We start from the raw sequence: 22896 nt of genomic DNA, 5'->3' as shown, positions 1-22896 counted from the left end.
TTTGAACGAACGCGCTTACCCGGCGCCCCTCGAGTTTCTGCGCATGCTTTAGCAAAGAAGAGAGTTAATCCGAATATGCCCACCCGCTCGAAGATCATCTATACCTTCACCGACGAAGCGCCCGCCCTCGCCACCTATTCGCTGCTGCCGATCGTCGAAGCCTTTACCGCTTCGGCCGATATCGCCGTGGAAACCCGCGATATCTCCCTCGCAGGGCGCATCCTGGCCAGCTTCCCCGAGCAACTGGGTGACAAAGCCGTAGCCGACCACCTCGCCGAACTGGGCGATCTGGCCGTTACGCCTGAAGCCAACATCATCAAGCTGCCGAACATCAGCGCCTCGGTGCCGCAACTGCAGGCCGCGATCAAGGAATTGCAGGCCCAGGGCTACGCCCTGCCGGACTACCCGGAAACCGTGACCACCGACGCCGAGAAAGACGCTCGCGCCCGTTACGACAAGGTCAAGGGCAGTGCCGTGAACCCGGTCCTGCGTGAAGGCAACTCCGACCGTCGCGCACCGCTGTCGGTCAAGAACTACGCGCGCAAGCACCCGCACAAGATGGGCGCCTGGGCCGCGGACTCCAAGTCCCACGTAGCCCACATGAGCACCGGCGATTTCTACGGCAGCGAAAAAGCCGCCCTGATCGACGCCGCCGGCAGTGTGAAAATCGAGCTGATCGCCCAGGACGGCACTGCCACTGTCCTGAAGGAAAAAACCACCGTACAAGCCGGTGAGATCCTCGACTGCGCCGTGATGAGCAAAAACGCCCTGCGCGACTTCATCGCCGCTGAAATCGAAGACGCCAAGCAAAAAGGCGTGCTGCTGTCGGTTCACCTCAAGGCCACCATGATGAAGGTCTCCGACCCGATCATGTTCGGCCAGATCGTTGCCGAGTTCTATAAAGACGCCCTGGCCAAGCACGCACAAGTGCTGGAGCAGATCGGCTTCAACCTGAACAACGGCATCGGCGACCTGTACGCCCGCATCAAGGCCCTGCCGGCCGAGCAGCAGGCGCAGATCGAAGCCGACATCCAGGCGGTCTACGCGGCGCGCCCATCCCTGGCGATGGTCAACTCCGACAAAGGCATCACCAACCTGCACGTGCCGAGCGACGTGATCGTCGACGCCTCGATGCCAGCCATGATCCGTGATTCCGGCAAGATGTGGGGCACCGATGGCCAGCTGCACGACACCAAGGCCGTGATCCCGGATCGCTGCTACGCCACCATCTACCAGGCGGTGATCGAAGACTGCAAGCAACACGGCGCCTTCGACCCCACCACCATGGGCAGCGTGCCGAACGTCGGCCTGATGGCCAAGAAAGCCGAAGAGTACGGCTCCCACGACAAGACTTTCCAGATCAAGGCCAATGGCGTGGTCCGCGTTTCGGACAACACCGGTCGCACCTTGCTGGAGCAGAACGTCGAAGCCGGTGACATCTTCCGCATGTGCCAGACCAAGGACGCGCCGATCCAGGATTGGGTCAAACTGGCCGTCAACCGTGCCCGCGCCAGCAGCACCCCGGCGATCTTCTGGCTGGACCCGATGCGCGCCCACGACGGCGTAGTCATCGAGAAAGTCCAGACCTACCTGAAGGACCACGACACCAGCGGCCTGGACATTCGCATCATGTCGCCTGTCGACGCGATGAAGTTCACCCTGGGCCGCACCCGCGAAGGCAAGGACACCATCTCGGTGACCGGCAACGTGCTGCGTGACTACCTGACCGACCTGTTCCCGATCATGGAACTGGGCACCAGCGCCAAGATGCTGTCGATCGTGCCGCTGATGAACGGCGGTGGCCTGTTCGAAACCGGCGCCGGCGGCTCGGCCCCCAAGCACGTTCAGCAGTTGCTGGAAGAGAATTTCCTGCGCTGGGATTCCCTGGGCGAGTTCCTGGCCCTGGCCGCGTCCCTGGAACACCTGGGCGTGACCTACAACAACCCGAAAGCCCTGGTGCTGGCCAAGACCCTGGACCAGGCCACCGGTGAGTTCCTGGACCGCAACAAATCGCCTTCGCGCAAGGTCGGCGGCATCGACAACCGCGGCAGCCACTTCTACCTGACCCTGTTCTGGGCCCAGGCACTGGCCGCCCAGGACGACGACGCAGCCCTCAAGGCCCAGTTCGCCTCCCTGGCCAAGACATTGACCGACAACGAAGAAAAGATCGTTGCCGAACTCAATGCCGTGCAAGGCAAGCCCGTGGACATCGGCGGTTACTACTTCGCCAACCCCGAGCTGACCAGCAAGGCCATGCGCCCGAGCGCCACCTTCAACACGGCGATTGCTGCGCTGGTGTAAGGTTGTAAGGGAACATCACGAACCCCGGCCTTGTGCCGGGGTTTGTGTTTCCGACAAATAATTCCAATGTAAACACGAATCCAATGTGGGAGCGGGCTTGCCCGCGAATGCGGTTTATCATTCAACATCTCTATTGACTGACCCAGCGCTTTCGCGAGCAAGCTCGCTCCCACAGGGTCCGTGTTCAAAATTTGACATTGAGGAAAGCTCCATGGACTGGCAACCCCACATCACTGTCGCCACCATCGTCGAGGACAACGGCCGCTTCCTGATGGTGGAAGAATCCAAGGGCGGACGCGCGGTGCTCAACCAGCCGGCCGGTCACCTGGACCCGAACGAAACGCTGATCGAAGCCGCCGTGCGCGAAACCCTGGAAGAAACCGGCTGGGACGTCGAGCCCACCGCCGTGGTAGGCATTTACCTGTACACCGCCCCCAGCAACGGCGTGACCTACCAACGCGTCTGTTTCGCCGCCAAGGCCTTGCAACACCACCCCGAGTATCAACTGGACGACGGCATCCTCGGCGCCAAATGGCTGACCCGCGACGAACTGCTCGAACGGCGCGAGCACTGGCGCAGTGAGCTGATCATCCGTTGCATCGACGATTATCTGGCCGGCCATTGCCACAGTCTGACGCTGATCCGTCCTTCTCTTTAGCCTTGCGCGCCCGGGCCTGATAGAATCGCGTCCTTTTTCAAGACACTCATTGAATCCCTATGCGTGATCCAGCCCCTTCTGACACACCCAAGAAGCGCGTCATTGTCGGCATGTCCGGCGGCGTGGACTCTTCCGTTTCCGCCCTTCTGCTGATCGAGCAGGGTTATGAGGTGGAAGGCCTGTTCATGAAGAACTGGGAAGAAGACGACGGAACCGAATACTGCACCGCCATGGATGACCTGGCGGACGCCCAGGCCGTGTGCGACAAGATCGGCATCAAGCTGCACACCGCCAACTTCGCCGCCGAGTACTGGGACAACGTGTTCGAGCACTTCCTGGCCGAATACAAGGCCGGTCGCACGCCGAACCCGGACATCCTCTGCAACCGCGAAATCAAGTTCAAGGCATTCCTCGACTACGCCATTATGCTGGGTGCCGACCTGATCGCCACCGGCCACTACGTGCGCCGCCGCGACATCGATGGCCGCACCGAACTGCTCAAGGGCCTGGACCCGAACAAGGACCAGAGCTATTTCCTGCATGCCGTCGGCGGCGAGCAGATCGCCAAGACCCTGTTCCCGGTAGGCGAATTGGAAAAGCCCGAAGTGCGCGCGATTGCTGAAAAACACCAGCTCGCCACCGCCAAGAAGAAGGACTCCACCGGGATCTGCTTCATTGGCGAGCGCCGTTTCAGCGATTTCCTCAAACAGTACCTGCCAGCCCAGCCGGGCGAGATCAAGACGACCGAAGGCGAAGTCATCGGCCGTCACCATGGCCTGATGTACCACACCATCGGCCAGCGCCAGGGCCTGGGCATCGGCGGGCTGAAAGACGCCGGGGAAGAGCCGTGGTACGTGCTGGTCAAGGACCTGGAACACAATGAGTTGATCGTCGGCCAGGGCAACGACCATCCCTGGCTGTTTTCCCGTGCCCTGCTCGCCTCCGAGATCTATTGGGTCAACCCGATCGACCTCGGCGAACCACGCCGCCTGACGGCCAAGGTTCGCTACCGCCAGAGCGACCAGCCCTGCACCCTGGAAAAAACCGCCACGGGCTACCGCGCCACCTTCGATGACCCGCAGCGAGCGGTCACACCCGGCCAATCCGTGGTGTTCTACGACGGCGACATCTGCCTGGGCGGCGGCGTGATCGAAGTCGCAGAGCCTTGGAGCAGCCAGGCATGAACCCTATCCAGGAACAACTGACGGCATTGGGCGGCGTGTTTCTCGCCGCCGTGCTGGTGGACAGGATCGCCAAGACCGGCCAGGCCACCGAAGCGGGCGTGGCCTGCATGCTCGGCAGCCTGCTGGTTCGCGACCCCAAGGACACCCTGGAAGTCTATGGCGGCGACGACCTGAACCTGCGCGAAGGCTATCGGGCGCTGATCGGCGCCCTGGAGCGCGATCCCAGCGCCTTGCAACGCGAGCCGTTGCGCTATGCCCTGTCGATGCTGGGCCTTGAGCGCCAGTTGGCCAAGCGCGACGACCTGCTGGAGACCATCGGCAAACGCTTGCCGCAGATCCAGTCCCAGGTCGAACACTTCGGCCCGGCTCACGAAAACGTCGTCGCAGCCTGCGGTTCGCTGTACCAGGACACCTTGAGCACCTTGCGCCAGCGCATCCAGGTGCATGGCGACATGCGCAACCTGCAACAGCCAAGCAATGCCTCGAAGATCCGCGCCCTGCTGCTGGCCGGAATTCGCTCGGCACGACTTTGGCGGCAGTTAGGTGGTCATCGTTGGCAACTGGTGATCAGCCGCCGCAAATTGCTGAAAGAGCTTTACCCGTTGATGCGCAACGAATAAGTCGCCTCGACCTGCTTTTTTGTGGCGAAGGCGCTTGCTCCCTCGCCACAGGTAATAAACAGTTTTAGCTTGTTACGCGTAGCACGCCGGTCAGTTGGCGACGGACCGGCACTTGTTTTCATGTATGATACGCGCCCCATTTCGTTGCCCGACTGTCCGAGAACACCCCATGCAGCTTTCTTCGCTCACTGCGGTTTCCCCTGTTGACGGCCGCTACGCCGGCAAAACCCAGGCCCTGCGCCCGATTTTCAGCGAGTACGGCCTGATCCGTGCCCGCGTCCTGGTTGAAGTGCGCTGGCTCCAGCGCCTGGCCGCCCACCCTGCCATCGGCGAAGTGCCGGCGTTTTCCGCCGAAGCCAACGCAGTGTTGAACGCACTGGCAGAAAACTTTGTGCTGGAGCACGCCGAGCGCGTCAAAGAAATCGAGCGCACCACCAACCACGACGTCAAGGCCATCGAATACCTGCTCAAGGAGCAGGCGGCCAAGCTGCCGGAGCTGGCCAACGTCAGCGAGTTCATCCACTTTGCCTGCACCAGCGAGGACATCAACAACCTGTCCCACGCCCTGATGCTGCGCGAAGGCCGTGATGAGGTGATGCTGCCCCTGATGCGCCAGACCGCCCAAGCCATCCGCGAACTGGCGATCCGCTTCGCCGACGTGCCGATGCTGTCGCGCACCCACGGTCAACCGGCTTCGCCGACCACCCTGGGCAAGGAACTGGCAAACGTGGTGTACCGCCTGGAGCGCCAGATCGCCCAAGTGGCCGCCGTGCCGCTGCTGGGCAAGATCAACGGCGCCGTGGGCAACTACAACGCCCACCTGTCGGCCTACCCGGACATCGACTGGGAAGCCAATGCCCGCGCCTTCATCGAAGACGAGCTGGGCCTGAGCTTCAACCCGTACACCACCCAGATCGAACCGCACGACTACATCGCCGAGCTGTTCGATGCGATCGCACGCTTCAACACCATCCTGATCGACTTCGACCGTGACATCTGGGGCTACATCTCCCTGGGCTACTTCAAGCAGCGCACCATCGCCGGCGAAATCGGTTCTTCGACCATGCCGCACAAGGTCAACCCGATCGATTTCGAAAACTCCGAAGGCAACCTGGGCATCGCCAACGCGCTGTTCCAGCACCTGGCGAGCAAACTGCCGATCTCCCGCTGGCAGCGCGACCTGACCGACTCCACCGTGCTGCGCAACCTGGGCGTGGGTTTTGCCCACAGCGTCATTGCCTACGAAGCCAGCCTCAAGGGCATCAGCAAGCTGGAACTGAACGAGCAGAAGATCGCTGCCGACCTCGACGCTTGCTGGGAAGTTCTCGCCGAGCCGATCCAAACCGTGATGCGTCGCTACAACATCGAAAACCCGTATGAAAAGCTGAAAGAACTGACCCGTGGCAAGGGCATCAGCCCTGAAGCGCTGCAAACTTTCATCGATGGCCTGGACATGCCTGCCGAGGCCCGCGCGGAGCTGAAGAAGCTCACCCCGGCCAGCTACATCGGCAACGCGGCGGAACAAGCCAAGCGCATCTGATCCACGGCTTTACCTTTGAGACGCCCGGCCGCGCCGGGCGTTTTTATTCGCGTCTGAAAAGTATATTTTTTCAATAGGTTACACATGAATCCTGATATTCCTCTGCAACTCCTGGGCGGCATCACGGCACGGGAATTCCTGCGCGACTACTGGCAGAAAAAACCCCTGCTGATCCGTCAGGCGATTCCCGACTTCCAAAGCCCGATCGACGCCGATGAACTGGCCGGCCTGGCCCTGGAAGAAGAAGTCGAATCGCGCTTGGTGATCGAACACGGCGAGACCCCTTGGGAAATGCGTCGCGGCCCGTTCGCCGAAGACGAATTCAGCAAGTTGCCGGAACGCGAGTGGACCCTGCTGGTGCAGGCGGTCGATCAGTTCGTACCGGAAGTCGGCGAACTGCTGGAGAACTTCCGCTTCCTGCCGAGCTGGCGCATCGACGATGTGATGATCAGCTTCGCCGCCCCCGGTGGCAGCGTGGGCCCGCATTTCGATAACTATGACGTGTTCCTGCTGCAAGGCCATGGCCAGCGCAACTGGAAAATCGGCCAGATGTGCGACTCCGAAAGCCCGCTGCTGCAGCACGCCGACCTGCGCATCCTCGCTGACTTCGAAGCCACCGACGAGTGGACCCTGGAACCGGGCGATATGCTCTACCTGCCGCCGCGCCTGGCGCACTGCGGCGTGGCCGTGGACGACTGCATGACCTACTCGGTGGGCTTCCGCGCCCCAAGCGCCGCTGAAGTGCTGACCCATTTCACCGACTTCCTGAGCCAGTTCCTGCCGGACGAAGAGCGCTACACCGACGCCGACGCGCGCCCGGTGGCCGACCCGCACCAGATCCAGCAAGACGCCCTCGACCGCCTCAAGGGCCTGCTGGCCGAGCACATGAGCGACGAGCGCCTGCTGCTGACCTGGTTCGGCCAGTTCATGACCGAGCCGCGCTACCCGGAACTGGTAGTGGGCCCGGAAATGGAAGATGACGAACTGTTGGCCGGCCTGGAGCAAGGCGCGGTGATCATCCGCAACCCAAGCGCCCGTCTGGCCTGGTCGGAAGTCGACGACGACCTGTTGCTGTTCGCCAGCGGCCAGAGCCGTTACCTGCCGGGCAAGCTGCGCGAACTGCTGAAAATGATCTGCGCCGCCGACGCCCTGCACAGCGAAAACCTCGGCCCATGGCTGGCCGACGAAGACGGCCGCGGCCTGATCTGCGAGCTGGTCAAGCAAGGCAGCCTGGGGTTCGCCGATGAATAAAATCCACGTTCGTGTCGCAGACTGGCAAAAGGATAACGCCGAGATCCGGCGCATTCGTGAGACCGTGTTCATTGCCGAGCAGTCCGTCCCGCCCGAGCTGGAGTGGGATGCCGACGACCAGGGCGCGGTGCATTTCCTGGCGTTTGAAGGCGATTTCCCCATCGGCACCGCGCGCCTGTTGGCCGACGGCCACATCGGCCGTGTCTCGGTCCTCAAGGACTGGCGCGGCCTGAAGGTGGGCGATGCGTTGATGCAGGCGGTGATCACCGAAGCCGAGAAGCGCGGGCTCAAGCAACAGATGCTCAGCGCCCAGGTGCATGCCACGCCGTTCTACGAGCGGTTGGGGTTTGCAGTGGTCAGCGAGGAGTTCCTGGAAGCCGGGATTCCCCATGTGGACATGGTGCGGCACTCGGCCTGACACAAATCCTGTGGCGAGGGGATTTATCCCCGCTGGGCTGCGCAGCAGCCCCAATGGAGCTGAATTGCATTGACCTGACACACCGCGGCGATTGATTTGGGGGCTGCTTCGCAGCCCAGCGGGGATAAATCCCCTCGCCACAAAGCAATCTCTCAGCTCACATCCAAAACGCCCCGCCATCCCCCGATGCCGGGGCGTTTTGCCGTCTACCATTCAACTTGCCCCATCCGGGGCCGACAAACTGGCAATATCAAGCCTTTGTCTCGCGGAGAAATGGACATGCCTCTACGCACCCTCCTGGTCACCCTGCTGCTCGGTTGCAGCCTGTCGGTCATGGCCGATACGCAAATCGTGCCGCTGAACTACCGCACCAGCGCCGACCTGTTGCCGGTGGCGCAGAATTTCATCGGCAAGGACGGTCAGGTCAGCGCCTACGGCAACCAACTGATCGTCAACGCCGAGCCGGGCAAGATCGAAGAACTCCGGCAGTTCCTGGCCCAATTGGACACCGCCCCCAAGCGCCTGCTGATCACGGTCGACACCAACGAAAACAACCTGCAGGGCGACCAGGGTTACTCGATCAACGGTGCCGCCCCCAGCCAGACCCGCATCATCAACCGCAGCACCGCCAGCCGTGACGGCGGCGTACAGCAGGTACAGGCCAGTGAAGGCCAGCCGGCGCTGATCCAGGTAGGCCAGAGCGTGCCATTCACTAGCAACCAGACCGACAACTACGGCCGCATGCAGAGCCAGACTGAATACCGCAATGTCACCCAGGGTTTTTATGTCACGGCCAGCGTCACCGGCGAGACCGTTCATCTGAGCATCAGCACCAATCGTGACCGCATGAGCCAGGAACGTCCCGATGTAGTGAACGTTCAGAGTACCGACACAACTGTCAGCGGACGCCTCGGCGAATGGATCACCCTGGCCGGCGTGAATCGCCAGACTCAGGCCGACAAACAAGGCCTGACCCGCAGCTACTCGACCCAGGGCCGTGACGACATGATTTTGCGGGTCAAGGTCGATACCCTGAACTGAAGCACCAAAAACTGACTGATGAGTCGTATTAGACCAAAGATGTAGTGCTATAAAAAAAGCACTACAAAACGTTTGACGAGCCAAAAAACCGAAGGCATGATGGCCTCGCTCCCGCTAATCAGGGGCCCTGGCAAGGGCCTTCGGGTCGACGCTTGCAACTATCCTGCGAGCCGATTCGTGTCTGTACCGCCCACAAGGTGTGTTTGACGAGGTTGCGACTGGAACGAAGTTGTCCCGAGGGACGGAAGCGTAACTAGGTAACCCGGCATCACTCTGAGTTCGTATTGAAGGCCCACGACGCCCGAATGCGCCCGCAGTTCGCCCCTACCTGCTCACTTTCCCCTCGAGCCCATCGTTCATCCCGTCGCCGCCTCGCCTGAACCGACTTGTACGCCAACCCCTGGTCGGCAGGAGCAGGAATTTTCCACCAAGACCTATGCGACGAGGTTTATCTCCATGGCACTGACACGCGAACAGCAAATTGCAGCCCTTGAAAAAGACTGGGCTGAAAACCCGCGCTGGAAAGGCGTGAAGCGCAATTATTCCGCTGCTGACGTCGTCCGTCTGCGTGGCTCGGTTCAACCTGAGCACACCTTTGCGAAAATGGGCGCCGAGAAGCTGTGGAACCTGGTCACCCAGGGCGCCAAGCCAGCCTTCCGTCCCGAGAAAGATTTCGTCAACTGCATGGGCGCCCTGACCGGCGGCCAGGCTGTGCAGCAAGTCAAGGCGGGCATCCAGGCGATCTACCTGTCGGGCTGGCAAGTGGCTGCGGACAACAACTCCGCCGAGTCGATGTACCCCGACCAGTCGCTGTACCCGGTGGATTCGGTTCCAACCGTGGTCAAGCGCATCAATAACTCGTTCCGTCGCGCCGACCAGATCCAGTGGAAAGCCGGCAAGAACCCGGGCGACGAGGGCTACATCGACTACTTCGCGCCGATCGTGGCTGACGCCGAAGCCGGTTTCGGCGGCGTCCTGAACGCCTACGAGCTGATGAAGAGCATGATCGAAGCAGGCGCCGCCGGCGTTCACTTCGAAGACCAACTGGCCTCGGTGAAGAAATGCGGCCACATGGGCGGCAAGGTTCTGGTTCCAACCCAGGAAGCCGTGCAGAAGCTGACTGCTGCCCGCCTGGCCGCCGACGTTGCCGGTGTACCGACCATCATCCTGGCCCGTACCGACGCCAACGCCGCTGACCTGCTGACCTCCGACTGCGACCCGTACGACCAGCCGTTCGTGACCGGTACCCGCACCCAGGAAGGCTTCTACAAGGTGCGCGCCGGTCTCGACCAGGCCATCGCCCGTGGCCTGGCCTACGCGCCGTACGCCGACCTGATCTGGTGCGAAACCGCCAAGCCGGACCTGGACGAAGCCCGTCGCTTCGCTGAAGCGATCAAGAAGGAATACCCGGACCAACTGCTGTCGTACAACTGCTCGCCTTCCTTCAACTGGAAGAAAAACCTGGACGACGCGACCATCGCCAAGTTCCAGCGCGAACTGTCCGCCATGGGCTACAAGCACCAGTTCATCACCCTGGCCGGCATTCACAACATGTGGCACAGCATGTTCAACCTGGCGCACGACTACGCCCGCAACGACATGACCGCCTACGTGAAACTGCAAGAGCAGGAGTTCGCCGACGCCGCCAAGGGTTACACCTTCGTGGCTCACCAGCAGGAAGTGGGCACCGGTTACTTCGACGACATGACCACCGTGATCCAGGGCGGCACTTCGTCGGTGACCGCACTGACCGGCTCCACCGAAGAAGAACAGTTCCACTGATTCACACGCTTGCCTCGAGTAAGCGGCCCTTGCGGACCGGATAAAAACTAACCGCAAAGCCGACGATCTGAAGCCCCGACTGGTTCGGGGCTTTTTTTCGCCGGTTTTTTTACACTTTGAAGTGACTGACCAGTTGCTGCAACTGGTTACCCAGGCGCGCCAGCTCGATGCTGGAAGCGGCGGTTTCTTCGCTGGCCGAGGCGGTCTGTTCGGATACATCGCGCACGCTCAGAATACTGCGACTGATGTCCTCGGCCACCGAGCTTTGTTGCACCGCAGCAGCGGCAATCTGCTGGTTCATGGCCTGGATGCCGGAAACCGCCTGGGTGATGTTGCCCAGGGAGATGCCGGCCTTGCCGGCCAATTCCACGCTGCTGTCGGTCAGTTCGCGGCTGTTTCGCATGATGCTCGACACCTGGCGCGTGCCGTTCTGCAAGCCCGCCACCAGGCTTTCGATCTCTTCGGTGGAATGCTGGGTACGCTGGGCCAGCCCACGCACTTCATCGGCGACCACGGCAAAACCGCGCCCGGCGTCACCCGCGCGAGCGGCCTCGATGGCGGCGTTAAGGGCCAACAAGTTGGTCTGCTCAGCCACCGCCTTGATCACGTCCATGATCTTGCCGATGCGCGCGCTTTCTTGTTCCAACTCATCCATGGCGTCGACGGAGCGCCCGACTTCGCCGGCCAAGCGCTCGATCTGAACGATGGCCTGGGCGACCACCTGGTCGCCGATACGAGCCTGCGCATCGGCCTCCGATGCGGCAGTGCAAGCCTGTTCGGCATTACGCGCGACTTCATGCACGGTGGCCGACATTTCCTGCATGGCGGTGGCCACCTGGTCGGTCTCGGTCTTCTGGCTATTGACCCCGGCACTGGTCTGCTCGGTGACGGCCGATAACTCCTCGGCGGCGCTGGCGATTTGGGTGACGCCATCGCGGATGCCACCGATCAGGTCGCGCAACGTGGTGCCCATGCGCTGGATACCTTGCTGCAGGACACCCAGTTCATCACCACGGGTCACGACCATGTCTTGGGTGAGGTCGCCTGCTGCAATGCGATCGACCACAGCCAATGTGTCCTGCAATGGCCGCGTAATCTGGCGAGTGATGATCATGGCCGCAAGAATCCCCAACAACATCGCCAAAGCAGTGCAGCTCAACTGCAGGATGCGGGCCTGGGCGCTGTCTTCGTCACGGGAGGTCAGTTGGCTGGCATACATTTCGTCTGTCAGACGGGTGATGGTGTCACCCAAATCGGTGGTGTCCTGCACAGCCTTGCCAATGGCCTGGTTACTGGCGGTGAAGTTCTGCACCGAATGGCGGTAAGCAATCAGTGCGGCCTCCAGCTGCTTGATAGTGTCGGCATAGCTCGGGCCGAAAGCGCTGTTGAGGGTTTCGATGCCCTTGAGCGCATTTTCGAGCTGGCGGGTGGCGGCCTGTTCGGTGGCGCTGTTGGGGTTGCCGGTGTAGCCCCGCACTTCATAACGCACCAGCGCCACGTCCTCCTTGGCCTTGAGGATGATCCTGTACAACTCGAAACGGCGATCATCCGAGGCAGGCATTGCCTCTACGTCATTGATGACCTTGGCAATCAGCGCGGCGCCCTTGACCGCATTGACGCCCATCTCCTTGCGCATGGCTGTGTCGTTGCGATAAGCCTCGCGCATCGTATTCAGTGCCACTTGATACTGCGCGCTGGCCTGCTCGATCAGCGCAAGCTTTTTAAGGTTGTCAGGCTTTCTCAACTCGTTCGCAAGGCTTTTCTGCTTGGCGACAAACTGCTCCAACGACGCCTGGATCAATGCCCCCTTTTGTTCATCGCCCTTGTCCAGCTGGTATTGCAAGCGAGCCCTGCGCAGGTGATCAAGACGGTCGCCGAGTTCGGTAATGCTGGTCATTCGATCAGTGCGCTCGACCATTTTTCCCAGGCTGAACCAGCCGCTCGCCGCAAGGATAGCGGTCAGCAGCAGCACAACGGCAAAGCCCAAAGCCAACTTGAGCATGACGCTCATATTCGCGAACCAAGAATTCATGACATTCCTTTGGTAATCAGCCGCGAACGATGAGAACTGACGCAGCTATCTATGAAGGGAGCGATTGTCTAACCATATTGATATAGATGATTAGATGAGCGAGGGACAAAGATAGCTATTTGCCATCAATCCTTCAAGGCTCTAGGCCGAGCCTCATGCCGATTTTTTGCGGGCAAAGCGGTTTCGCTTAACGCTCCAATGCCCCGGGCGCGGTTTCTGGATTGGCTCGGCTGGGTGACCTAGATCTGATGACCGAGGTTTTTTTACCCGTTTTCTTTGAAGCCACCTACGCTGTAAGAGCAAGCCTGCACCTGTGGGAGCCAGGCTTGGCTGTGATGAACGATAAGGCAGTCTGCCTCGGGACTGCGTTGTCGACATCGCGAGCAAGCCTGGCTTCCACGGGAGCAGCCCCCCATAAAACTTCGGCGCAGCGCTAGAAAAATTGATCGAACGCAGTATTGGGCAGTCCGAAAAGGAGTAAAACGTCCGACGCTGACAATTGCAGTAGCGACGATTAAGACAGCCTCTCAGACACGACACTAAGTGCACTGTAGAAAAGGCCGGCGCAGATAATAATAATTATCATTTGAAAGTCGTTATCATTGTTACATTCCGCACGAAATATTATTGATGAATAGCCGGCCAACGCCCACGGGGCCGGGGCCGCAGGGTCCTGGAGGCGCGCTATGTCCTTATTCCAATAAATAATTTCGCTATAGGAATTTTACTTGCCCGGTGTTTAGCCATAAAATCACCGCGATTGATTGCTGCGACATATCGTCACTGCTTTATTTCATTCAAGCTCAGAGACCTTTGCTCTCTGTTAAGGATTTCCAGCATGTCCGAAGCGACAGGACTCATGGCCCACAATTGGGGCTTTGCCATTTTCCTTCTGGGCGTTGTTGGCCTGTGTGCTTTCATGCTCGGTGTGTCGAGCCTGCTTGGGTCAAAAGCCTGGGGCCGCAGCAAAAATGAACCGTTCGAGTCCGGCATGCTGCCTACCGGTGGCGCCCGCTTGCGGCTCTCAGCCAAATTCTATCTGGTCGCGATGCTGTTCGTGATCTTCGATATCGAAGCCCTCTTTCTCTTTGCCTGGTCTGTGTCCGTCCGCGAAAGCGGCTGGACCGGATTCGTCGAAGCTCTCGTTTTCATAGCAATTCTGTTGGCAGGTCTTGTCTACCTTTACCGGGTGGGGGCACTTGATTGGGCTCCGGAAGCTCGGCGCAAGCGGCAAGCGAAGCTGAAACAATGAGGCTTTGGCAATGCAATACAATCTCACCAGGATCGACCCCGATGCTCCTAACGAGCAGTATCCGATTGGCAAACGGGAAACCGTCGCCGATCCGTTAGAAGATCAAGTCCACAAAAACATCTTCATGGGCAAGCTCGAAGACGTGCTGAACAGCACGGTCAACTGGGGTCGCAAGAACTCCCTGTGGCCGTACAACTTCGGCCTTTCGTGCTGCTACGTGGAAATGACCACCGCCTTCACGGCGCCCCACGACATCGCGCGCTTTGGCGCCGAGGTGATCCGGGCATCGCCGCGCCAGGCGGATTTCATGGTTATCGCCGGTACCTGCTTCATCAAGATGGCGCCGATCATCCAGCGTCTCTACGAGCAAATGCTCGAGCCCAAGTGGGTCATCTCCATGGGTTCGTGCGCCAACTCCGGTGGCATGTACGACATCTACTCTGTCGTTCAAGGGGTGGACAAGTTCCTGCCCGTGGACGTCTACGTGCCCGGCTGCCCGCCTCGCCCAGAAGCTTTCCTGCAAGGCTTGATGCTGTTGCAGGAGTCGATTGGCCAGGAGCGTCGCCCACTGTCCTGGGTCGTTGGCGATCAAGGCGTCTATCGCGCCGAGATGCCGTCGCAAAAGGAACAGCGCCGCGAACAGCGTATCGCAGTCACCAACCTGCGCAGCCCCGACGAAGTCTGATCCAGCTCTGCTCTGTACAAGAAACGAGAACCTGGCTTCATTCTTTACGTTGACCGAAAGCGATAAATAACCATGACTACAGGCAGTGCTCTGTACATCCCGCCTTACAAGGCAGACGACCAGGATGTGGTCGTCGAACTGAACAACCGTTTTGGCCCCGAGGCGTTCACCGCCCAGCCGACCCGTACCGGCATGCCGGTGCTTTGGGTCGCCCGCGCCAAACTCGTCGAAGTCCTGACGTTCCTGCGCAACCTGCCCAAGCCGTACGTCATGCTCTATGACCTGCACGGCGTGGACGAGCGCCTGCGCACCAAGCGTCAAGGGCTGCCCGACGGCGTCGACTTCACCGTTTTCTATCACTTGATGTCGATCGAGCGTAATAGTGACGTAATGATCAAGGTCGCCTTGTCCGAGAGCGACCTCAGCGTGCCGACCGTGACCGGCATCTGGCCGAACGCCAACTGGTACGAGCGTGAAGTGTGGGACATGTACGGGATCGACTTCCCCGGCCACCCGCACCTGACCCGCATCATGATGCCGCCGACCTGGGAAGGTCACCCTTTGCGCAAGGACTTCCCGGCCCGTGCCACCGAGTTCGACCCGTTCAGCCTGTCCCTGGCCAAGCAACAGATCGAGGAAGAAGCCGCGCGCTTCAAGCCTGAAGACTGGGGCATGAAGCGTTCGGGCGCCAACGAGGACTACATGTTCCTCAACCTGGGCCCGAACCACCCTTCGGCCCACGGTGCGTTCCGCATCATCCTGCAACTGGACGGCGAAGAGATCGTCGACTGCGTGCCGGACATCGGCTACCACCACCGTGGCGCCGAGAAAATGGCCGAGCGCCAGTCCTGGCACAGCTTCATCCCGTACACCGACCGTATCGACTACCTCGGCGGCGTGATGAACAACCTGCCGTACGTACTGTCGGTGGAGAAACTGGCCGGGATCAAGGTCCCGGAGAAGGTCGACGTCATCCGCATCATGATGGCCGAGTTCTTCCGCATCACCAGCCACCTGCTGTTCCTGGGTACCTATATCCAGGACGTGGGGGCGATGACGCCGGTGTTCTTCACCTTCACCGACCGCCAGAAGGCCTACACGGTGATCGAAGCCATCACCGGTTTCCGCCTGCACCCGGCCTGGTACCGCATCGGTGGCGTGGCCCACGACCTGCCGCGCGGCTGGGAAAAGCTGGTCAAGGACTTCGTCGAGTGGATGCCCAAGCGCCTGGACGAATACACCAAGGCCGCCCTGCAGAACAGCATCCTCAAGGGTCGTACCATCGGGGTCGCCGCCTACAACACCAAGGAGGCCCTGGAATGGGGCGTCACCGGTGCCGGCCTGCGTTCCACCGGTTGCGACTTCGACCTGCGCAAGGCGCGCCCCTACTCCGGCTACGAAAACTTCGAATTCGAAGTACCGCTGGCGGCCAACGGTGACGCCTATGACCGCTGCATGGTTCGCGTCGAGGAAATGCGCCAGAGCATCAAGATCATCGACCAATGCCTGCGCAACATGCCGGAAGGCCCGTACAAGGCGGATCACCCGCTGACCACGCCGCCGCCCAAAGAGCGCACGCTGCAGCACATCGAGACCCTGATCACGCACTTCCTGCAGGTTTCGTGGGGCCCGGTCATGCCGGCCAACGAGTCCTTCCAGATGATCGAAGCGACCAAGGGCATCAACAGTTATTACCTGACGAGCGACGGCGGCACCATGAGCTACCGCACCCGGATTCGCACCCCAAGCTACCCGCACCTGCAGCAGATCCCTTCAGTGATCAAAGGCAGCATGGTCGCGGACTTGATCGCGTACCTGGGTAGTATCGATTTCGTTATGGCCGACGTGGACCGCTAAGCATGAACAGCACGCTTATCCAGACTGACCGTTTCGCCCTGAGCGAAACCGAGCGCTCGGCCATCGAGCACGAGTTGCATCACTACGAAGACCCGCGCGCGGCGTCGATCGAAGCCTTGAAGATCGTCCAGAAGGAACGTGGCTGGGTGCCCGACGGCGCGCTCTACGCCATCGGCGAGATCCTCGGCATCCCGGCCAGCGACGTCGAAGGCGTCGCCACTTTCTACAGCCAGATTTTCCGCCAGCCAGTGGGCCGTCACATCATCCGCGTCTGCGACAGCATGGTCTGCTACATCGGCGGCCACGAATCGGTGGTCGGCGAGCTCCAGAGCAAGCTGGGCATCGGCCTGGGCCAGACCACCGCCGACGGCCGCTTCACCTTGCTGCCGGTGTGCTGCCTGGGTAACTGCGACAAGGCCCCGGCGCTGATGATCGACGACGACACCTTCGGTGACGTCCAGCCTGATGGTGTCGCCAAACTGCTGGAGGGCTACGTATGACCCTGACTTCCTTCGGGCCCGCCAACCGCATCCAGCGTTCGGCCGAAACCCATCCCCTGACCTGGCGTCTGCGTGACGACGGCGAAGCGGTATGGCTGGACGAGTACCAGGCCAAGAACGGCTACGCCGCCGCGCGCAAGGCGTTCACCGACATGGCCCAGGACGACATCGTCCAGACCGTGAAGGATTCCGGCCTTAAAGGTCGTGGCGGCGCGGGCTTCCCCACAGGTGTGAAGTGGGGCCTGATGCCCAAGGACGAATCCATCAACATCCGCTACCTGCTGTGCAACGCGGATGAAATGGAACCCAACACCTGGAAGGACCGCATGCTGATGGAGCAACTGCCCCATCTGCTGATCGAAGGCATGCTGATCAGCGCCCGTGCGCTGAAGACCTACCGTGGCTACATCTTCCTGCGTGGCGAATACACCACCGCCGCCAAGCACCTGAACCGTGCCGTGGAAGAAGCCAAGGCCGCGGGCCTGCTGGGCAAGAACATCCTGGGCAGCGGCTTCGACTTCGAGCTGTTCGTCCACACCGGCGCCGGGCGCTACATCTGCGGTGAAGAAACCGCGCTGATCAACTCCCTCGAAGGCCGCCGCGCCAACCCACGCTCCAAGCCGCCCTTCCCTGCCGCCGTGGGCGTGTGGGGCAAGCCGACCTGCGTGAACAACGTAGAGACCTTGTGCAACGTGCCGGCGATCATTGCCGACGGCGTGGAGTGGTACAAATCCCTGGCCCGCGACGGCAGCGAAGACATGGGCACCAAGCTCATGGGCTTCTCCGGCAAGGTCAAGAACCCTGGCCTGTGGGAACTGCCGTTCGGCATCACCGGCCGCGAGCTGTTCGAAGACTACGCCGGCGGCATGCGCGACGGCTACACGCTCAAGTGCTGGCAGCCCGGCGGCGCCGGTACCGGTTTCCTGCTGCCGGAACACCTGGACGCCCAAATGTACGCCGGCGGCATCGCCAAGGTGGGTACCCGCATGGGTACCGGCCTGGCCATGGCGGTGGACGACAGTGTCAACATGGTGTCGCTGCTGCGCAACATGGAAGAGTTCTTCTCCCGTGAGTCGTGCGGTTTCTGCACCCCTTGCCGCGACGGCTTGCCGTGGAGCGTCAAGCTGCTGCGAGCCATTGAAAATGGCGAAGGCCAGGCCGGCGATATCGAGACCCTGCTGGGTCTGGTGGGTTTCCTCGGCCCAGGCAAGACCTTCTGTGCTCACGCACCGGGTGCCGTGGAGCCGTTGGGCAGCGCCATCAAATACTTCCGTCCAGAGTTCGAAGCCGGCATCGCGCCCACCAGCGCCGTCGTCCCGCCTCTGGCAAAGCCGATCGTAGTCGGCGCGTAAACGCTTAAAAAGGCGAAGGGTCCGTGCCCTTCGTCTTCTCGTGTGATGACGCCGTAAGCGGCTGTGTTGATTCACGCGAACAACAAGATTCCATTAGCCACGCCCGCTGACACCGGGCCAACGAAGAACTTTGAACCATGGCCACTATCCACGTAGACGGCAAAGAGCTCGAAGTCGATGGCGCAGACAACCTGTTACAGGCATGTCTGTCCCTGGGCCTCGACATTCCTTATTTCTGCTGGCACCCCGCCCTTGGCAGCGTTGGCGCTTGTCGCCAGTGCGCGGTCAAGCAGTACACCGACGAAAACGACAAGCGTGGTCGGATCGTCATGTCCTGCATGACCCCCGCCACCGACGGCAGCTGGATCTCCATCGACGACGAAGAAGCGAAAGTGTTTCGCGCCAGCGTCGTCGAATGGCTGATGACCAACCACCCTCACGACTGCCCGGTCTGTGAGGAAGGCGGCCACTGCCACCTGCAAGACATGACCGTGATGACCGGCCACAACGAGCGCCGTTATCGCTTCACCAAGCGCACCCACCAGAACCAGCAACTGGGCCCGTTCATCTCCCACGAGATGAACCGCTGCATCGCCTGCTACCGCTGCGTGCGTTTCTACAAGGACTACGCCGGCGGCACCGACCTGGGCGTGTTCGGTGCCCACGACAACGTGTACTTCGGTCGCGTCGAAGACGGCACCCTGGAAAGCGAGTTCTCCGGCAACCTCACCGAGGTCTGCCCGACCGGTGTGTTCACCGACAAGACTCACTCCGAACGCTACAACCGCAAGTGGGACATGCAGTTCTCGCCAAGCATCTGCCATGGCTGCTCCAGCGGCTGCAACATTTCCCCGGGCGAGCGCTACGGTGAACTGCGGCGCATCGAAAACCGCTTCAACGGTTCGGTCAACCAGTACTTCCTGTGTGACCGTGGCCGTTTCGGCTATGGCTACGTCAACCGCAAGGATCGCCCACGCCAACCGCAGCTGGCGGGCGGCGCCAAGCTGAGCCTGGACGAAGCGCTGGACAAGGCCGCCGAGCTGCTGCGCGGTCGCAACATCGTCGGCATCGGCTCGCCACGGGCCAGCCTGGAAAGCAACTACGCCCTGCGTGAACTGGTCGGCGCTGAGCACTTCTACAGTGGCATCGAAGCCGGCGAGCTGGAACGCATCCGCCTGGTGCTGCAAGTGCTCAAGGACAGCCCGCTGCCGGTGCCGACGATGCGCGACATCGAAGACCACGACGCGGTGTTCGTCCTTGGCGAAGACCTGACCCAGACCGCCGCCCGCATGGCCCTGGCCCTGCGCCAATCGGTCAAGGGCAAGGCCGAGGACATGGCCGACGCCATGCGCGTGCAGCCATGGCTCGACGCCGCCGTGAAGAACATCGGCCAGCACGCGCTGAACCCGCTGTTCATCGCCAGTATCGCTGAAACCAAGCTCGACGACGTGGCCGAAGAATGCGTCCACGCCGCTCCCGACGACCTGGCCCGCATCGGTTTCGCCGTGGCCCACGCCCTGGACGCCAGCGCCCCGGCCGTCGACGGCCTGGACAGCGAAGCCGCCGCCCTGGCCCAACGCATCGCCGACGCCCTGCTGGCGGCCAAGCGCCCATTGATCATCGCCGGCACCTCCCTGGGTTCCAAGGCCTTGATCGAAGCTGCCGCCAACATCGCCAAAGCCTTGAAACTGCGCGAGAAGAACGGTTCCATCAGCCTGATCGTGCCGGAAGCCAACAGCCTCGGCCTGGCCATGCTCGGGGGCGAATCGGTGGACGCAGCCCTGCAAGCGGTGATCGACGGCAATGCCGACGCCATCGTCGTGCTGGAAAACGACCTCTACACCCGCACCGACAAAGCCCGGGTGGACGCCGCCCTGAACGCCGCGAAAGTGGTGATCGTCGCCGACCATCAGAAAACCGCCACCACCGACCGCGCCCACCTGGTGCTGCCGGCGGCGAGCTTCGCCGAAGGCGACGGTACACTGGTCAGCCAGGAAGGCCGCGCCCAGCGCTTCTTCCAGGTGTTCGACCCGACTTACCTGGACGCCAGCATCCTGGTCCACGAAGGCTGGCGCTGGCTGCATGCCCTGCGCTCGACCCTGCTGGACCAGCCAGTGGACTGGACGCAACTGGACCATGCCACCGCTGCCTGCGCCGAGAGCAACCCGCAACTGGCGCGCATCGTCGATGCCGCCCCGTCGGCTTCGTTCCGCATCAAAGGCCTGAAACTGGCGCGCGAACCCCTGCGCTACAGTGGCCGTACCGCCATGCGCGCAAATATCAGCGTCCACGAACCGCGCACCTCCCAGGACACGGATACCGCGTTCTCGTTCTCCATGGAAGGCTACTCGGGCTCCACCGAACCGCGCTCGCAAGTGCCGTTCGCCTGGTCGCCGGGCTGGAACTCGCCGCAAGCCTGGAACAAGTTCCAGGACGAAGTCGGTGGTCACCTGCGTGCCGGCGACCCGGGCACCCGCCTGATCGAAAGCCAAGGCGATGGCCTGAGCTGGTTCGCCAGCGTGCCACGCGCCTTCAACCCGGCACCGGGCACCTGGCAGGTCGTGCCGTTCCATCACCTGTTCGGCAGCGAAGAGAACTCTTCCAAGGCCGCACCGGTGCAGGAACGCATCCCGGCCGCCTACGTGGCGCTGGCCAAGTCCGAAGCCGACCGCCTGGGCGTCAACGATGGCGCCTTGCTGAGCCTGAACGTGGCCGGCCAGACCCTGCGTCTGCCGCTGCGCATCAATGAAGAACTGGGCGCCGGCCTGGTGGCCCTGCCGGCCGGTTTGGCGGGTATTCCACCGGCGATATTCGGCAAAACCGTCGACGGTCTGCAGGAGGCAGCGCAATGAGCTGGTTCACCCCTGAAGTGATCGCTGTGATCCTGACGGTCCTCAAGGCCATCGTGATCCTGCTGGCCGTGGTGGTCTGCGGCGCGTTGCTGAGCTTCGTCGAACGTCGACTGCTGGGCTGGTGGCAGGACCGCTACGGTCCGAACCGCGTCGGCCCGTTCGGCATGTTCCAGATCGCCGCCGACATGATCAAGATGTTCTTCAAGGAAGACTGGACACCGCCGTTTGCCGACAAGGTGATCTTCACCCTGGCACCGGTCGTGGCCATGAGCGCCTTGCTGATCGCCTTCGCGATCATCCCGATCACCCCGACCTGGGGCGTGGCGGACCTGAACATCGGCCTGCTGTTCTTCTTCGCCATGGCCGGCCTGTCGGTGTACGCGGTGCTGTTCGCCGGCTGGTCGAGCAACAACAAGTTCGCCCTGCTGGGCAGCCTGCGGGCCTCGGCCCAGACCGTGTCCTACGAAGTGTTCATGGGCCTGGCGCTCATGGGCATCGTGATCCAGGCCGGCTCGTTCAACATGCGCGACATCGTCGAGTACCAGGCCCAGAACCTGTGGTTCATCATTCCGCAGTTCTTCGGTTTCTGTACCTTCTTCATCGCTGGCGTGGCCGTGACTCACCGTCACCCCTTCGACCAGCCGGAAGCGGAACAGGAACTGGCCGACGGTTACCACATTGAATATGCCGGCATGAAATGGGGCATGTTCTTCGTCGGTGAGTACATCGGCATCATCCTGATCTCGGCGCTGCTGGTGACGCTGTTCTTCGGTGGCTGGCACGGTCCGTTCGGCATCCTGCCGCAACTGTCCTTCGTCTGGTTCGCCCTGAAGACCGCGTTCTTCATCATGCTGTTCGTCCTGCTGCGCGCCTCGATCCCGCGCCCGCGCTACGACCAGGTGATGGACTTCAGCTGGAAATTCTGCCTGCCGCTGACCCTGATCAACATGCTGGTGACCGCTGCGATCGTTTTGATGAACGCGCCTGCGGCCGCGGTTCAGTGAGGATTTGACCCATGTTCAAATATATTGGCGACATCGTTAAGGGTACCGGTACCCAACTGCGAAGCCTGGTCATGATCTTCGGCCATGGCTTTCGCAAGCGCGACACCCTGCAATACCCGGAAGAGCCGGTCTACCTGGCACCCCGTTACCGTGGCCGCATCGTCCTGACCCGCGACCCCGACGGCGAGGAACGCTGCGTGGCCTGCAACCTGTGCGCCGTGGCGTGCCCGGTAGGTTGCATCTCGCTGCAGAAAGCTGAAACCGAAGACGGTCGCTGGTACCCGGACTTCTTCCGCATCAACTTCTCGCGCTGCATTTTCTGCGGCCTCTGCGAGGAAGCCTGCCCGACCACCGCGATCCAGCTCACGCCGGATTTCGAAATGGCCGAGTTCAAACGTCAGGACCTGGTGTACGAGAAAGAAGATCTGCTGATTTCCGGTCCCGGTAAAAACCCTGATTACAACTTCTATCGTGTTGCAGGCATGGCCATTGCCGGTAAGCCAAAAGGCGCCGCGCAGAATGAAGCCGAACCGATCAACGTGAAGAGCTTGCTGCCTTAAGGAAGAA

The 22896-nt window shown here is 61.4% G+C and carries 18 protein-coding genes and 1 pseudogene; 17 read left to right on the top strand and 2 right to left on the bottom strand.

Annotated elements, in window-relative coordinates:
• Positions 1-75 precede the first annotated feature (75 nt).
• The 9 genes from BLP82_RS10070 to aceA all read left to right on the top strand — a co-directional run bounded on the left by BLP82_RS10070 (position 76) and on the right by aceA (position 10795).
• The gene (locus tag BLP82_RS10070) at positions 76-2301 is read left to right on the top strand and encodes an NADP-dependent isocitrate dehydrogenase (protein ID WP_092167131.1); all 2226 of its coding nucleotides are present in this window, start codon (positions 76-78) and stop codon (positions 2299-2301) included.
• A 211-nt stretch (positions 2302-2512) separates the two neighbouring features.
• A complete protein-coding gene (locus tag BLP82_RS10065) occupies positions 2513-2959 on the top strand; it encodes an NUDIX hydrolase (protein ID WP_060741556.1) in 447 nt (148 codons plus the stop codon).
• A gap of 59 nt (positions 2960-3018) precedes the next feature.
• Positions 3019-4143 carry a tRNA 2-thiouridine(34) synthase MnmA gene (gene mnmA / locus BLP82_RS10060; RefSeq protein WP_092167129.1) on the top strand — a complete coding sequence of 375 codons (1125 nt, stop codon included), beginning with the start codon at positions 3019-3021 and terminating at the stop codon, positions 4141-4143.
• Positions 4140-4763, top strand: coding sequence for a high frequency lysogenization protein HflD (gene hflD / locus BLP82_RS10055; RefSeq protein ID WP_060741554.1), 624 nt, complete (start codon positions 4140-4142; stop codon positions 4761-4763). Before mnmA ends, hflD begins: the two co-directional genes overlap by 4 nt.
• 169 nt (positions 4764-4932) lie before the next feature.
• Positions 4933-6303, top strand: a complete 1371-nt coding sequence (purB, locus tag BLP82_RS10050) for an adenylosuccinate lyase (protein WP_092167127.1) — start codon at positions 4933-4935, stop codon at positions 6301-6303.
• 84 nt (positions 6304-6387) lie between these two features.
• Positions 6388-7554, top strand: coding sequence for a ribosomal protein uL16 3-hydroxylase (locus BLP82_RS10045; protein WP_092167125.1), 1167 nt, complete (start codon positions 6388-6390; stop codon positions 7552-7554).
• Positions 7547-7972, top strand: coding sequence for a GNAT family N-acetyltransferase (locus tag BLP82_RS10040; protein ID WP_092167122.1), 426 nt, complete (start codon positions 7547-7549; stop codon positions 7970-7972). The genes BLP82_RS10045 and BLP82_RS10040 overlap by 8 nt, the downstream gene beginning before the upstream one ends.
• Positions 7973-8251: 279 nt before the next feature.
• Positions 8252-9013, top strand: coding sequence for a secretin N-terminal domain-containing protein (locus tag BLP82_RS10035; protein ID WP_060741550.1), 762 nt, complete (start codon positions 8252-8254; stop codon positions 9011-9013).
• A 456-nt stretch (positions 9014-9469) separates the two neighbouring features.
• Positions 9470-10795: an isocitrate lyase gene (gene aceA, locus BLP82_RS10030; RefSeq protein WP_014337679.1), complete on the top strand. Its 1326-nt coding sequence runs from the start codon at positions 9470-9472 to the stop codon at positions 10793-10795.
• A 109-nt stretch (positions 10796-10904) separates the two neighbouring features.
• Here the strand turns inward: aceA and BLP82_RS31985 are convergent, their stop codons facing one another.
• A complete protein-coding gene (locus BLP82_RS31985; RefSeq protein ID WP_371914129.1) occupies positions 10905-11609 on the bottom strand; it encodes a methyl-accepting chemotaxis protein in 705 nt (234 codons plus the stop codon).
• Between the two features lie 198 nt (positions 11610-11807).
• Positions 11808-12692 (bottom strand): annotated as a pseudogene (locus tag BLP82_RS31980) (methyl-accepting chemotaxis protein); the annotation flags it as partial.
• Positions 12693-13665: 973 nt separating this feature from the next.
• Between BLP82_RS31980 and BLP82_RS10020 the strand changes: the two are divergent.
• The 8 genes from BLP82_RS10020 to nuoI all read left to right on the top strand — a co-directional run bounded on the left by BLP82_RS10020 (position 13666) and on the right by nuoI (position 22889).
• Positions 13666-14079: an NADH-quinone oxidoreductase subunit A gene (locus tag BLP82_RS10020; RefSeq protein ID WP_003203367.1), complete on the top strand. Its 414-nt coding sequence runs from the start codon at positions 13666-13668 to the stop codon at positions 14077-14079.
• 10 nt (positions 14080-14089) lie between these two features.
• A complete protein-coding gene (locus BLP82_RS10015; protein ID WP_030141322.1) occupies positions 14090-14764 on the top strand; it encodes a NuoB/complex I 20 kDa subunit family protein in 675 nt (224 codons plus the stop codon).
• 72 nt (positions 14765-14836) lie between these two features.
• Entirely contained in the window at positions 14837-16621 is a 1785-nt protein-coding gene (gene nuoC, locus BLP82_RS10010; RefSeq protein WP_092167117.1) for an NADH-quinone oxidoreductase subunit C/D, read from the top strand.
• A 2-nt stretch (positions 16622-16623) separates the two neighbouring features.
• Positions 16624-17121, top strand: a complete 498-nt coding sequence (nuoE, locus tag BLP82_RS10005) for an NADH-quinone oxidoreductase subunit NuoE (protein WP_053123206.1) — start codon at positions 16624-16626, stop codon at positions 17119-17121.
• Entirely contained in the window at positions 17118-18473 is a 1356-nt protein-coding gene (gene nuoF, locus BLP82_RS10000; RefSeq protein ID WP_092167115.1) for an NADH-quinone oxidoreductase subunit NuoF, read from the top strand. The genes nuoE and nuoF overlap by 4 nt, the downstream gene beginning before the upstream one ends.
• 137 nt (positions 18474-18610) lie before the next feature.
• Entirely contained in the window at positions 18611-21325 is a 2715-nt protein-coding gene (nuoG, locus tag BLP82_RS09995; RefSeq protein ID WP_092167112.1) for an NADH-quinone oxidoreductase subunit NuoG, read from the top strand.
• Positions 21322-22329, top strand: coding sequence for an NADH-quinone oxidoreductase subunit NuoH (gene nuoH, locus BLP82_RS09990; RefSeq protein ID WP_025212983.1), 1008 nt, complete (start codon positions 21322-21324; stop codon positions 22327-22329). Before nuoG ends, nuoH begins: the two co-directional genes overlap by 4 nt.
• A gap of 11 nt (positions 22330-22340) precedes the next feature.
• Entirely contained in the window at positions 22341-22889 is a 549-nt protein-coding gene (gene nuoI, locus BLP82_RS09985; protein ID WP_003180051.1) for an NADH-quinone oxidoreductase subunit NuoI, read from the top strand.
• The last annotated feature ends 7 nt before the right edge of the window (positions 22890-22896 follow it).

The sequence above is a fragment of the Pseudomonas sp. NFACC37-1 genome (genome assembly GCF_900101575.1).
GTDB classification, from domain to species: Bacteria; Pseudomonadota; Gammaproteobacteria; order Pseudomonadales; family Pseudomonadaceae; genus Aquipseudomonas; species Aquipseudomonas fluorescens_AA.
Note: the sequence above shows the minus strand (reverse complement) of the source record. Positions and strands in the feature narration are given on the sequence as shown.